General features: G+C 72.8%; 8 protein-coding genes. 4 read left to right on the forward strand and 4 right to left on the reverse strand.

The features are described 5' to 3' along the window. Nucleotides 1–49 precede the first annotated feature (49 nt). Nucleotides 50–976: a peptidoglycan-binding domain-containing protein gene (locus ACWCRJ_RS05430; RefSeq protein WP_450938026.1), complete on the forward strand. Its 927-nt coding sequence runs from the start codon at nt 50–52 to the stop codon at nt 974–976. Between the two features lie 23 nt (nt 977–999). Here the strand turns inward: ACWCRJ_RS05430 and ACWCRJ_RS05435 are convergent, their stop codons facing one another. The 3 genes from ACWCRJ_RS05435 to ACWCRJ_RS05445 all read right to left on the reverse strand — a co-directional run bounded on the left by ACWCRJ_RS05435 (nt 1,000) and on the right by ACWCRJ_RS05445 (nt 7,971). After that, a complete protein-coding gene (locus tag ACWCRJ_RS05435) occupies nt 1,000–4,581 on the reverse strand; it encodes a tetratricopeptide repeat protein (RefSeq protein WP_450938027.1) in 3,582 nt (1,193 codons plus the stop codon). A gap of 523 nt (nt 4,582–5,104) precedes the next feature. Then, a complete protein-coding gene (locus ACWCRJ_RS05440) occupies nt 5,105–7,276 on the reverse strand; it encodes a TerD family protein (RefSeq protein WP_450938028.1) in 2,172 nt (723 codons plus the stop codon). Nucleotides 7,277–7,353: 77 nt separating this feature from the next. Beyond that, nucleotides 7,354–7,971 carry a TetR/AcrR family transcriptional regulator gene (locus tag ACWCRJ_RS05445; protein WP_450938029.1) on the reverse strand — a complete coding sequence of 206 codons (618 nt, stop codon included), beginning with the start codon at nt 7,969–7,971 and terminating at the stop codon, nt 7,354–7,356. Nucleotides 7,972–8,115: 144 nt separating this feature from the next. On the opposite strand from ACWCRJ_RS05445, the gene ACWCRJ_RS05450 reads away from it, so the two are divergent. Both ACWCRJ_RS05450 and ACWCRJ_RS05455 read left to right on the forward strand, forming a co-directional pair. After that, nucleotides 8,116–9,600, forward strand: coding sequence for an APC family permease (locus ACWCRJ_RS05450; RefSeq protein WP_450938030.1), 1,485 nt, complete (start codon nt 8,116–8,118; stop codon nt 9,598–9,600). 61 nt (nt 9,601–9,661) lie between these two features. Continuing rightward, nucleotides 9,662–11,233 carry an amidohydrolase gene (locus ACWCRJ_RS05455; protein ID WP_450938031.1) on the forward strand — a complete coding sequence of 524 codons (1,572 nt, stop codon included), beginning with the start codon at nt 9,662–9,664 and terminating at the stop codon, nt 11,231–11,233. Nucleotides 11,234–11,487: 254 nt separating this feature from the next. Here ACWCRJ_RS05455 and paaK read toward each other — a convergent pair whose 3' ends face one another. After that, the gene (gene paaK / locus ACWCRJ_RS05460; protein WP_450938164.1) at nt 11,488–12,819 is read right to left on the reverse strand and encodes a phenylacetate--CoA ligase PaaK; all 1,332 of its coding nucleotides are present in this window, start codon (nt 12,817–12,819) and stop codon (nt 11,488–11,490) included. 205 nt (nt 12,820–13,024) lie between these two features. Between paaK and paaA the strand changes: the two genes are divergently transcribed. Next, nucleotides 13,025–14,029 (forward strand): 1,2-phenylacetyl-CoA epoxidase subunit PaaA, encoded by a 1,005-nt coding sequence (gene paaA, locus ACWCRJ_RS05465; RefSeq protein ID WP_450938032.1) that lies wholly within the window; start codon nt 13,025–13,027, stop codon nt 14,027–14,029. Nucleotides 14,030–14,072: the final 43 nt, after the last annotated feature.

A 14,072-nucleotide genomic window follows, 5' to 3' on the forward strand; every position in this document is an offset into this window, starting at 1 on the left:
GTGCAGAAGATCTGTTTAAACTCTGGAAGCCGCTCGAAGAGGACCACGCGTGAGTGAACCGACAGCCCGTGCCTGCCCGCAGTGCGGTACGCCCCGCGCGACGGACGGCACCCCGGCCTGCTCCTGCGGCCGGCTGGCGTCGGACGCCCACCGCGACATCCGTAACGCACAGGCGGAGGCCGCGGAGGACTTCGACCCGGTCCGCATACGACCGTTCGTGAAGGTCGGCGAGGACGAACCGCGGCCGGGCGCCCCGGCGGCCGGCGACACGCCGGCGTCGACCACCCCCACCGAGCCGCCCCACGCGCCGATCACCCCCACCCAGCCCCACCACGCGCCGGCCTCAGAAGGGGAGCCTCCGGTCGACCCCGCCCGGGGCAACCGGAGGCGGCGCCGCGTGCTGCTGGCCGCCGGGGTGGGCGCCGCGGCGGCCGCCGTCCTCGTGACGGCGGGAACCATCGGCGGCCTCTTCTCCTACGAGGCTCCCTCCCGCGACGGCTCGGGCCCCGGCGACATCAGGGCCGACCTCCCGGAGGCGGCGGTCGGCGCGGAGCCCTCGTCCTCGGCACCCCCGTCCCCCACGGTGTCCTCGTCCTCGGCGTCCCCGTCCGCGAGCTCGTCCCCCTCGCCGGAAGCCACCCCGACCGAGAGTCCGGCCACCCCCACCGGCTCCGGCACCCCCAGCAGAACCCCGTCCGACAGCGACGTCACCGCCTCCGGCGTCCCCGCACCCACCGCGTCCGCCGGAAAGCCGCCCGTCCTCGGCCTCGGCGACCGGGGAGCGGAGGTCACCGAACTCCAGCTCCGCCTGGGGCAGCTCGGCCTCTACGACGGCGAGGCGGACGGCGACTACGACCGCGAGGTCCAGAGTGCGGTCCGCGGCTACCAGCTGACCCGCGTCCTCCTGGAGGACGAGTCGGGGGTGTACGGCGAGACGACCCGGGCCGCACTCGAATCCGAGACCTCGGAACCCTGACACCTCCTACGAGGCGAGGCCGCTCAGCCCTGGGCGAGCAGGTCCAGGTGGCGGTGGGCCTGTTCGGCCGTCTCGCTGTGGGGGAACTGCTCGGCGATCTGCTGCCAGATGTCGCGGGCGTGTTCGGTGCCCTCGGGATCGTCGCGGGCCTCCAGGGCCTGGGCGAGGTGGGCCCACTGCTGGGCGTGGCCACCGGAGTGTTCGACGGCGTCCTCCAGAAGGTCGACGGCCTCGTCGAGGCGTCCCTGCCGGAAGGCGACCCAGCCGCAGGCGTCCTCGCACACGGCCATCCGGCTCGGCTCCAGCACGCGGCGCGCACTCTTCAGCGCACCCTCCGCCAGCAGACGCGCCTCGTCGAGCCGGATGCCCTGCTCCGCGTAGAACATGGCGAGCCGCGCCGTCAGGATGACCAGCGCGGCCCGCAGCGGAGCCTCCTCGTCCGTGCCGCGGTACGCGGTCAGCCGGGCCGCGCAGGCGTCCTGGGCCTCCAGAAGCTCCTGCTCCACCTCCCACGGCTGCTCACGACCGGCGATCAGATGGGCGATCCACTCATGGTGCCGACCGGCGCCCGGCTGCCTGACCGAGCCGCCGATCGAGCGCAGGGCGACGATCGCGTCGTCCGAACGGCCCAGCAGATCCAGGACGTTGGCCAGCTCCTCGTGCATCCGGGCCTCCAGGTCCGCGCTCAGCGAGGCCTCCCGCGTCGCGTCCACCAGCTCCTCCCGAGCCCGCTCCAGCAGCTCCACGCGCTCGTCGTCCTGCGAGGTCTCCGCCTGCTCCCGATGGGTGACGGCCAGTTCCAGACGCGCCTGATCCCGCTGCTCCCCGGCCGGGAGCAGCTCGATCAGCCGCAACAGCGTCTGCTCGGCGAGGTCGTACTGCGCCCGGTGGTCGCGGTACAGCCGTGCCAGGGTGAAGCGGGGATACGCGTACAGGGGCGCCAGCTTCAACGCGTCCCGGCAGTCCCGCACCGCCTCGCTCGTCCGCCCCTGCCGTACGAACACCGCCGCGCGCCCCGCCAGGGCCCGGGCCCGGGTGGGCAGGTCCGGCGGCTCGGCGGACAGCACGGTCAGCCTCTCCTGGCCGCGGCGGCCCGAACGGTACCGGGGACAGACCGTCTTCGGCTGCCGATCGAGAACGAGGTCGTACTGCCCGACCGCGTCCCGGTAGCTCGGACCGGCCGGAGCGCGGTGCTCCGCGTCGGCCAGGGAGTCGCCGAGGGCCGCGTGCGCGTCGCCCAGCTCGACGTTCCACTGCGGCGGGGTCTCCAGCCCGGCGGGCAGCCCCTCCCGGACCGCCCGGGTCAGCTCCTCCACCGCCGCCGCCCAGTGCCGGCGCTGCCGGTCCGAGGGCCGGATCAGACCGGCGAGCGCGCAGTGCAGCAGCCCGATCTCCCGTGCGGCCAGGGACACTTCGGGCGCGGACGACCCCGGCGCGCCCCGCAGCGACTCGATCTCCGACAGCGCCTCCCGCAGGCCGGCCTCGTCGAAGTGCTGCTGCGCCTCCCGGGCGTGGGCCCAGGCCCGCGCCCAGCGCAGGACGAACGGCTTGCGGTCGGCGCCGCCGGAGTCGCCGGTCGACGGCCAGTACGCGTTCACGACCCGGCGCACGTCCTCCCGGCAGGGCTCAAGGGCCAGCGCCATGCCCGCGAGAGCCCGGGCGGCCGTGCTGTCGCCCCGCCAGAACATCTGGTTGACGGCCAGCAGGAGCCAGGCCTCCGCGTCGTCGGGATGCTGGTGCGCGGCGACGGTGAACAGGGCGGTGGCCAGCTCGTGCGTGTCTCCGGCGTCCGGTGAGCCGACCGCGAACAGACCGACGTCGCGTACGGCGACGTGATGGTTCTGCGGGTCCCGCTGGATGGCCTCCAGGCAGGCGAAGAGCGCGCCCTCGCGGTTGTGTTTCTGCAGCATGCGGCCCCGCAGCGCGTACAGTTCGGCCATGTCGGGGGCCCAGCGGATGGCCGTACGCAGGCATCGGTCCGCCCTCCCGCGGGCGCGGCGTCCCGACCGGTCGTCCGCGTCACGGGCCAGCCGGAACCAGCATTCGGACCGCATGGCGACCACATGGGCGATCCGCTCCGTCAACGGCCGCACCGCCGTCTCGTCGCCGTCCAGGACCAGTCGGCGGGCCCGTTCGTCGACGAGGTCCCGCTCGGTGCGGTGGAAGAGGCGGAGGGCTTCCAGAACCCTGCTGTCGGCCTGGGGCCGCGCGGCCGTCCGTCCCGCCTCCCCGCTCGGCGACGGCCCGCCCTCGCGCCCCGGCTCCGGCATGCCCATCGGCTCCTCCGTCCGCGCCGAGTCCGCCGTCCGGCCCGGCTCCGCCTCCTGCTGCAGCAGCGTCACGCCGAGCCAGTACGCGGCGAGCGCCCCGTCCATGGGGTGGCCGCCGCAGGACTGCCGCAGAGCACTGCGGGCCGACTGGGCGGCCTGGTCGAGGAGTTCGGCGCGCTTGGCCCCGTCGACGTCCGGATGCTCCGCCTGTTCGAGGGCCGCCCGGGCCAGTTGGATCCGGGCGGGAGCGAGGGCCGGGTCGAGGGCGACCGCCTTCTGCCACATCAGCGTGGCCGCGCTGCGCACCACCGTGGACGCCCGCAGCCCGATGTCGGTGCGGATCCGGCGCTGTTCACGGTAGACGAGGCCCAGGTTGTGGTAGGCGGCCGCGTAGCCGGGGCTGTGCGAGAGGGCGGCGCGGAAGTGTTCCTCCGCCGCGTCGAGATGATGCAGCAGTCCCTCCCGCTGAAACAGCTGATAACTCTCCAGCCCGTCCACCAGACGCTGGAAACTGTCGACGTCGGCCCCCGACTCCCCGGCTCCCGGCCGCTCCAGTTCGATGCGGTGGGCCAGTTCACGGGCGAGCGACGCACTGGCCCGGCGTACGTCGCCGGAGACGATGTCCGTCTGCGCGGACCAGGTGCGGCCGCCGTGCCCGGACTGCGAGGCGACGACCCGCAGGACCCCGTCGGCCTCCACCAGCGAGCCCTGGAGGGTGCGGCCGAAGGTGCGCTCCACGAGCGTGAGCAGTGTGCCGACCTGAAGCTGGAGCGGGCCCAGGGCGACCGTGCCGATCTCCGTCTCCTTGATGTCCCCGTGCAGTCCGGTCGCCGCGACCCCGGACTTGAAGGGCACCCGCGTCGACGACCGCAGCACCATCTCGCCCCGCTCACCGGCCGGGTTGAGCACATCGGCGGGTGTGATGAACGGTTCCTGTCTGACCAGCTCGGAGATCCGCTCGATCTCGCTGTGCAGCAGTTCGGCGAAGCCCGCCGCCACCTTGTCCAGCTCGCCGACGTCGTCCCCGGCGACCAGGTTCTTGAACGACAGGATCCGCACGGGGCGTGACGGCCGTCTGCTGACGGCCAGCATGACGAGCAGTACGGCCAGGACGAGTACGACCCACTCCGCCAGGGACCATTTCCCGGACAGGTCGTGGACCACGCCCGTCACGGCGAGCGCGATCAGTGCGGCGGCGATCGGCAGGAAGGCCGCGCTGGCACTGAGCGCGGCCCTGAGAAGCCGTGCGACGCGCCGCCCGCGACGCGCTCCCGCCGGTGGCCATGACCACACGACGCGACCGGTCTCCCGGACGAGATGCTTGAGCGAGGGCATGACCACGCGCCCTTCTTCCGGCGCCCACTGTCCGCCACCCCCTCCTCGTTCCAGCGTGCGCCCGGACCACCGGAGCGGCAATTCCGGGCCGCGTGGCCAGGGTGGGAGGCCCCACCGCCGACCTCGAATCCTCCCGCTGCCGGTGCTCCCGGTGTTGCGGCCGTGGCTGCGCGGGACAGGCCCGGACGACGGCTCGGCCGGCGCACGCGCGACGAGCGCGGCGCCGACCGGAGAGTCGTCGAGGGCGAGGAGGGAGAAAGGGCTCGTCACATGTGAGCCGCTCGCACGGCGGAGGAGAAGGAAGCCCGTTCATGGCCTCGCCGCGAGCGACGCCACCAGCGGCACCGCGACCAGGTCGTGCCTATTTCCGACAGGGCGAGCCGCTGACACACGAAAACCGGGAGGCGCCGCGCGGGCGCCCCCCGGTTCGAGGTCGGTGGCGAGGAGAGCGAAGGGACTTGAATCATTTGGAGTGAATGAGAAGGAAGCCCCTTCATGGCCTCGCCGCAGCCAACGCTAGCACTCAGCCCGGGATCAGGTCGCGCAGATTTCCGAGGGTGATGACCCGGGAGTCCGGGTGCAGTCCCTCGGGCCGTTCGAGGCCGAGGTAGGTGACGGGCTCCTCCGGGACCGACCGGCCGTCCCACAGGTCCATGACCGTGTCACCGCCGGACATCAGGTCGATCAGATAGCCCACCGTCAGCTGCTCGCGCTCCACGACGGCACGCACCACCTTGGACACCGACACCTGGTTCTCCTCGACCCGGTTGGCCTCCGAGATGCCCTTCAGATACAGGTGCAGCCACTTCGCGCCCCACCGGCCGTCGTCCCCGCGCCGGAACACGAGCGGCAGCGCCACCCGGCCGACTCCGCGCAGCTCCGACTTCATCCGCACCGTGCGCGGCTCGAAGGGCCGGCCCTTCTGCTCGCCGTCCCGCAGCATGAACCCGAAGAACGACTCCTCGACCTCCTCGAAGCCCTCGCCCGCGTAGATGTTGACCTGAGGCACGACATAGGCGGCCCGGACCCGGTCCAGGGACAGGTTGATGAACTCCGAGGCCCCCTCGGGCGCTTCGGTGACATCGCCCGAGTGCTCGCCCCCGACGGCCGTGAGAGAGGTGTAGGACAGCCACTCGTCGACGTCGTAGTCGGACCGGAGAAGCAGTGCCGACAGGTCGTAGTCGGTCCGCCGCTCGGTCTCCTTCCAGTACACGAAGAACCGCAGCAGCTCGCCCTCGACCGCCGAGACCGACCCCCGGGGCAGCACCCCGAGCCCGGCGGAGGTCGCCCGGCCGCTGAGCGGCAGCGCCACGTCGAGGATGTCGGGGTCGACCAGCAGGCGGCCGGGCGCCGGAAGCCTGCGGCGTATCTCGGCGTCGAGGGCGGCGATGAGCCGGTCGCGGTCGGCGGCCGGTACGGGTGGCCGCCGGTCCGGGGTCACCCAGGCGCGGCCCCGGCGGTTGACGAAGATGCGCGGCTTCTCGCTCTCCCGCTCCCGGTTGTGGAAGTGCTCGCGCACCGACAGCACGACCCGGCCGGAGACCGCGGGCGCGGCCCGCACCGCGGCGGCCACCACCGCGTCCCGCTCCGTCTGGTCGGCGGCGACCCGCAGCAGCAGGTCCAGGGCGCGGAACAGCCTGCCGGGCGCGGACTCCAGCAGCTTCACCGCGCCGGGCACGTCACCCGTGCCGAGCAGCTGCTCGGCACGGCTGCCGAAGGACCGCGCCTCCTTCTCGCCCCGCGCGACGGCGAACACCTCGGCGGCGTGCGGCCAGCGCGGGTACTCGTGCGGGTGGAGGCGCTCACCGAGCCGCTTGAAAGGCTCGCGGTGCGCGTGCACATCGGCGATCTTCGCGGGGTTCGCCGCGACCACGGCGTCCAGGCCCGCGAGCAGGGCCCGGCGCGTCGGACGCGACAGGGCCCGGAACCGGGTCGGCTCCTGCAGCGTCACGTCGCCGCCCGACAACGCGCAGGCCAGCCGCAGTACATCGGTGACGGTGTCCAGGAGGAGGTCCGCGCCGACGCCGAGACGTGCCTCGTTGACGACCGCCCGGTTCTCCCGCACCGGGATTCGCTCCGGCCGGGGGCCGAGCGCGCACCGCCCGGCGAGCAGCGCGAGATCACGCAGGTGCTCCTCGCCCAGCGGGGTGGTGCTGCCCGCGAGGGCCAGGTACAGGTCGGTGAGCTCGCAGTCCAGGTCGCGGCCGGCGTGCAGGACGGTCACCCGGTCGCCGGCCGCGGCGATCAGCTCGTCCTGCGCCGCCAGCATCTCCTCGTAGGTGTGCTGGTAGCGGCCGTACGTGGGCAGGCTCAGCAGGTCCAGCACCCCGTTCGCCAGCTGCGTCAGCACATTCTCGCGGGACTTCTCGTCGCCGAGGGCCCGCACCACGCACCGCGTCCAGAACTCCTCGGTGTCCGGCACGTTCGCCGGGAAGTCGATGAAGTAGGAGTTGTGGCGGACGTGGTCGCCCACCATCTCGCGCACGGTGCGCAGCGTCCGCCGGGCGGTGTGCAGCACGGCGGCCCCGGACAGGCCCGACAGCCGCTCCAGCAGCTCGGCCGAGAGCTTGAAGCCCACGCCCATGAGGGCTGCGTCGAACTGCCGCGCGGCCGCGGCGCCGTCGCCGGCGGACCCCTCGGGGGCGGGAACGCGGTGGGTGTGCCGGATGACCAGCGATGCGAGGCTCTGCGTCATTGCGGGATGATCGCAGAGGTGCGCGAGGCGGCGCACGGGAGTTTCGCCGTACGGCGACCGGCCCCGAACGCGTCCCGTCACACCTCGGCGGCCGCCCGCAGCCTGTGCCGGGAGTGTGCGAGGAACCCGTCGAGGGCGAACTCGAAGGCGGCGTCCGCGCGACCGTCTCCCACCGCGTCCAGGGCCCGGGCCAGGCGCGGAGCGGTCGACTCGTCGGTGATCTCCCACATGGCCACGGGTGCGGCGAGGTCCATCGCCGAGCCCAGGACGACGTTCTCCAGCGCGACCAGCACCGGCATCACGTCCGGGAGGGGGAATCCCGCGTGGAGGAGCAGGGTGACGGCGCGCTCGTACTGTTCGAGGACGTGGGGGGCGCGTACCGGTGAGGTCATCAGCAGCGGGATGGCCCGGGGGTGGGCCGCGAAGGCGGCGCGGTAGGAGCGGGCCCACGCCTCCAGGGCCTCGTCCCAGGGCCGGAGGTCGAGGGCACCCGCGTCGATGCCCGCCGCGACACGCTCCCGCAGCAGTTCCACGATGCCGTCCCGGCCGTCCACGTGGTGGTACACCGAACCGGTCTGCACGCCGAGCCGCCGGGCGATCTGCGGCACGCTGAACTCGCCCTGCGCGTCGAGAAGTTCCAGCGCGGTGGTGGTGATGCGCTCCCTGTCGAGCAGGGGTGTGCGCGGCCTACCCATCTTGTCCGTCCCCTCCGGGGGTCTTCCCAGCAGTCCGAGTGAAGGCTACATTGCCAAAACCGAAAGCCTTTAGGTTTACGGCCCCGGTCATCCCGCGCGGCCCGCCACCCCGTCTCCCCGCCCGCAGCAGAAGGGCTTTCCCCCATGACCGTCACCCCCGACGCGACCGCCGCCGTCCCGGCCGGAAGCACGTCTCGCGCTCCGGCGCCGTCCCTGCGCTCCGGCACCCTCGGTACCACCGACATCGCCTTCTTCGTCGTCTCGGCCGCCGCTCCGCTCACGGTGATGGCAGGCGTCGCCCCGCTCGCCATCCTGATGGGCGGCATCGGCGCCCCCGTCGGCTATCTCCTCGCGGGGCTCACGCTCGCCGTCTTCGCCGTCGGCTTCACCACCATGAGCCGCCACGTCCGCAGCGCCGGCGCCTTCTACGCGTACATCACCCGGGGTCTCGGCCGCCGGGCCGGCATCGGCGCCGCGCTCCTGGCGCTCGTCGGCTACAACGGGATGGAGATCGGCGTCTACGGTCTCCTCGGCACCGCCACCCGGGACACCGCCGACGCCCTGTTCGGCACGCGCATCCCGTGGCTTCCCGTCTCCCTCGCGGGCCTGCTGCTCATCGGCTGGGCCGGCTACCGGTCCATCGACTTCGGCGCCAGACTCCTCGGTGTCCTGCTCGTCGCCGAGACCGGCATCCTGGTGCTGCTCGCCGGGGGAGTGCTGATCAAGGGCGGCGCCGACGGCCTCTCCGTCGCCTCCTTCGCCCCGGACAACGTCATGGTCTCCGGGATGGTGGCCGTCCTGGCCTTCGCGTTCGCCGCGTTCACCGGCTTCGAGTCGACCGTCATCTACCGCCGCGAAGCCCGCGAACCGGCCCGCACCGTGCCCCGCGCCACCTACCTCGCCATCGGCTTCCTCGGTCTGTTCTACGCCTTCATCGTGTGGACCGTGATCCAGGCCTTCGGCGACGCCCAGGTCATCGCGGCGGCCGGCGCCAACCCCGCGGACCTGTTCTTCTCCGCCATAACCACCTACGTCGGCCCGTGGGCGGCCGACCTGATGCGCGTCCTCATCGTCACCAGCGTCCTCGCCTCGCTGCTCGCCTTCCACAACGCCATCAACCGCTACGGGCTCGCCCTCGCCGAGGAGGGGATCCTCCCCAGAGCGCTGGCCCGCGTCCACCCGCGCCACCGCTCCCCGTACGTCGCGGGCATCGCCCAGACCGTGCTCGGCGCGATCGTCGTCCTGTCCTTCGCCGCGGCCGGCGCCGACCCGTACATGCAGCTGCTCCTGTGGGTGAACACCCCCGGCATGCTCGCCCTGATGCTGCTGCAACTGCTCGCCGCGCTCGCCGTGCCCTTCTACTTCCGGCGGGTCACCCACTCCGAGGGCGTCCTTCGCACGGTCGTCGCCCCCGTGGTCGCGGCGGTGCTCCTGGCGGGCGCCATCGCCCTGGTCGTCAGCCATCTCGACCAGTTCACCGGCGCCTCCACCACGGTCAACACCTTCCTGGCGGCCCTCGTCCCGACGGTCCTCGTCATCGGCCTCGTCCTCGCCCGGTGGCTGCGCCGGGCCCGGCCAGAGGTCTACGCGAACTTCGCCGCCGAACCCCCGGCAGCCACCGGCGACTGACCCCGCCGCCCCGCCCCGCGCCGACCGCCGCCGCCCCTCACCACCGCCAGGAGACCTCTCCATGCCCACCGCCGACCTCGTCATCACCGGCGCCCACGTCCGCACCCTCGACCCACGGCGGCCGTACGCCACCGCGGTGGCCGTACACGACGGCCTGATCACCGCCGTCGGCGAGGACGCGGACGTCCGGGACTGGCGCGGACCGGGCACCGAGAGCGTGGATCTGGGCGGCGGCCGACTGGTGCCGGGCCTGGTGGACAGCCACAGCCACCCCGTGTGGGGCCTGGACATGGCCACCGGCATCGACCTCACCGCCGTGACCGACCTCGACGGACTGCGCGCCGCGCTCACCGAGGGCCGGCGCGTGGACGGCTGGGTCATCGGCTACGGCCTGGACCACAACGTCTTCGCCGGCCGGACAGTCGACCGCGCCCTCGTCGAGGACGTCCTGGACGGCGCCCCGGCGTTCCTGCGTCTGTACGACGGCCACTCGGCCCTCGTCAGCGAGGCGGCCCTCAAGGCCGCCGACATCACCGGACCGCGCGCCTTCGAACAGCGCTCGCACATCGCCGTCGACGCCGACGGACGTCTCACCGGCCACCTCGTCGAGCACGCCGCGATGGAACTCGTCCAGCTCGTCATGCCCCGGCCCTCGTACGCCGAACGACGCGCCCGGCTGGCCGAGTTGCTCGGGGCGATGGCCGCCACCGGCCTCACCGGCGCCCATGTGATGGACCTCGGCGACCTCGACCTGGTGGGCGCGGTCGCCGAGGAGTCGGTACTGCCGCTCCGGCTGCGCTTCGCACCCTGGTGCATGCCCGGCGCCGACGCGGGCGACCTCGCGGAACTCGTCGCGCTCCAGGGCAGGGGCGGACGGCACTGGCGGGTCGGCGGCGCGAAGTTCTTCATGGACGGCACCGTGGAGGGCGGCACCGCCTGGCTGGACCACCCCGACTGCCACGGCCAGGGCACCGACGCGTTCTGGCCCGACCCCGCCGCCTACAGCGACGCGCTACGGCACCTGCACCGCGCGGGGGTGCGTACGGCGACCCACGCGATCGGCGACGCCGCCGTGCGGCACGTCCTCGACACCGTCGCCTCGCTGGGGCCCGGCGGGCGGCTCGCGCACCGGGTGGAGCACATCGAGTCGGTGCCGGACGAGCTGGTGGCGCGGTTCGCGGAGGTGGGGGTCATCGCCTCCATGCAGCCCCCGCACACCGACTACACCCGGGCCGACCTGTCCGACGAGTGGTCGTTGCGGCTCGGCGCGGAGCGTGCGGTACGGGCCTGGCGGATGCGCGATCTGCGGGACGCCGGCGCGGTCGTCGCCCTCGGGTCGGACTGGCCCATCGCCCACTACGACGCGCGGGCCGTACTGGCCACGGCCCGCGAGCCGCGGGGCGCGGCGTCCTGCGGGGCGGGGCTCACCGGGACGCAGGCGCTGGAAGGATGCACGAGTCACGCGGCGCTGGCCGCGGGGGAGGCGGAGGTCTCGGGCCGTATCGCGGTGGGCTTCCGGGCCGACCTCACCGCGCTGGGAGTCGACCCCGTCGAAGCGCCGGCCGACGAGGTCGCCGAGGCACCGGTGCGGTTGACTGTGACGGGCGGGCGTGTGGTGCACCGGGGGCTTTGAGCGAGGGGGTCGGGCGGGGCGGGGGTGGGTTCGGTCGTGGGTCGAACTGCGCGTCCGGTGGGGCTTCTCGCGCAGTACCCCGCGCCCCTGAAAAGCAGGGGCTGCGCCCCGTGTTTTTCGGGCCCGAAGGGCCGTCGTCCTTCAGGCCCGCAGGGCCTGGTGCTTATAGGAGCGCGGGGAACTGCGCGACCAGCCCCCACCTACCCGCACCCGAACGCACAACCCCGTCGCCCCTGTCCCCCGGCTCGGATTCGTCAGCCCGGCGAGTCGCCGGGCTCGCGGAGGTCCTTCACCCGCTTGAGCTTGCCGACCGAGCGTTCCAGGGTCTCCGGGTCGACGATCGTCACCTCCACCGTGACGCCCACCCCGTCCTTGACCGCCCGGGCGATCGCCGCGGCCGCCGACTCCCGGCGGTCGGCGCCCGTGCCCGGCCGGGCCTCGACCCGGACCGTCATGTGGTCCATGCGGCCCCGCCGGGTCAGCAGGACCTGGAAGTGCGGGGCCACGTCGGGCGTGCGCAGCACGATCTCCTCGATCTGGCTGGGGAACACGTTCACCCCCCGCAGGATGATCATGTCGTCGCAGCGGCCGGTGACCTTGCGCATCCGGCGGAACGCGGGGCGGGCGGTGCCGGGCAGCAGCCGGGTCAGGTCGCGGGTGCGGTACCGGATGATCGGCAGGGCCTCCTTGGTGAGCGAGGTGAAGACGATCTCGCCCTCCTCACCCTCGGACAGGACGGCGTCGGTGAGCGGGTCGACCACCTCGGGGTAGAAGTGGTCCTCCCAGATGTGCAGGCCGTCCTTGGTCTCCACGCACTCCTGAGCGACACCCGGGCCCATCACCTCCGACAGGCCGTATATGTCGACCGCGTGGAGGCCCGCACGCTCCTCGATCTCCCGGCGCATCTCCTCCGTCCACGGCTCGGCCCCGAAGATGCCCACCTCCAGTGAGGTGGAGCGCGGGTCGACGCCCTGCTTCTCGAACTCGTCCAGCAGCGTGAGCATGTAGGACGGGGTCACCATGATGATCTCGGGACGGAAGTCCTGGATGAGCTGGACCTGGCGGGCGGTCATGCCGCCGGAGGCCGGGATCACCGTGCAGCCGGCGCGCTCGGCCCCGTAGTGCGCGCCGAGGCCCCCGGTGAACAGTCCGTAGCCGTAGGAGATGTGCACCTTGTGCCCCGGGCGGCCCCCGGCGGCCCGGATCGAGCGGGCGACCACGTCCGCCCATCGGGACAGGTCGTTCTCCGTGTAGCCGACGACCGTGGGGCGCCCGGTGGTGCCGCTGGAGGCGTGCACGCGTCGTACCTCGGACATGGGTACCGCGAACATGCCGAAGGGGTAGGTGTCCCGCAGATCGGCCTTCGTGGTGAAGGGGAAGCGGGCGAGGTCGTCGAGCGAGCGGCAGTCGTCGGGGCCGACTCCGGCCGCGTCGAACTTCTTCCGGTACGGCTCGACGTGGTCGTACGCGTGCCGCAAGGTCGCCCGCAGCCGGTCGAGCTGCAGCTCCCGCAGTTGCTCGGGGGTGAGGCGTTCGCCCTCGTCCAGCAGGTCGCGGGGGAGCGGTTCGCCCAGGCTGCTGCTCATCGTGCTCATCACGACTCCTTCGTGCCCACCGCCCCGTGAGCCGACCGACCATTCGGTTGCTGTGTGTCACCGCCATGAAATCCAGCGTGGTCCCGACCTGTCAAGAACGCGTTGATCGCGGGAAGGGGGCGAGCGGGTCTTGCCTGCCCGCTCGAATCACGTCACACTGTTCCCGAACGAATGGTCGGTTGGGAAGCTGGTATCGATGACGACGACAGACTCCACCGGGGCGACGCCCCAGGGCGCTGAAGAGGCCCCGGACACCCGGGACGCGTTGCTGGAGCACTTCGAGGCGACGATCGCGCGGGACCAGCGGATCGAGCCGCGCGACTGGATGCCCGAGGGTTACCGCAAGACGCTCGTCCGACAGATCGCCCAGCACGCGCACTCGGAGATCATCGGCATGCAGCCGGAGGGCGAGTGGATCACCCGCGCGCCCTCGCTGCGTCGCAAGGCGATCCTCTTCGCCAAGGTCCAGGACGAGGCGGGGCACGGGCTGTACCTGTACTCGGCCGCCGAGACCCTGGGCGCGGACCGTGCCGACCTGACCCGGCGGCTGATCGAGGGCCGCCAGAAGTACTCGTCGATCTTCAACTACCCGACGGAGAGCTTCGCCGACGTGGGGGTGATCGGCTGGTTCGTGGACGGCGCGGCGATCTGCAACCAGGTGCCGCTGTGCCGCAGTTCCTACGGGCCGTACGCGCGCGCGATGGTGCGGATCTGCAAGGAGGAGTCCTTCCACCAGCGGCAGGGCTACGAGCTGCTGCTGACGATGATGCGTGGCACCGACGCCCAGCGCGAGATGGTCCAGGACGCGGTGAACCGCTGGTGGTGGCCCTCGCTGATGATGTTCGGGCCGCCCGACGACGCCTCGCCCAACTCCGCGCAGTCCATGGCCTGGAAGATCAAGCGGCACAGCAACGACGAGCTGCGGCAGCGCTTCGTCGACATGACCGTCCCGCAGGCGGAGAAGCTCGGCGTGACACTGCCCGACCCCGAGCTGCGCTGGAACGAGGAGCGCGGCCGTCACGACTTCGGCACCCCCGACTGGGCCGAGCTGAAGCGCGTGATCACCGGCGACGGGCCGTGCAACGAGCGGCGGATGGAGCGGCGACGGACCGCCCACGAGGAAGGTGCCTGGGTCCGTGAGGCGGCCACCGCCCACGCGGCCAGGCAGAGCGAACGAGCCCGGAAGGGGACGGCGGCATGAACGGCGGCACGACCGGTACGAGCGGCGAAGGCGCGGCCCGTAC

The organism is Streptomyces sp. NPDC002324, assembly GCF_053593335.1.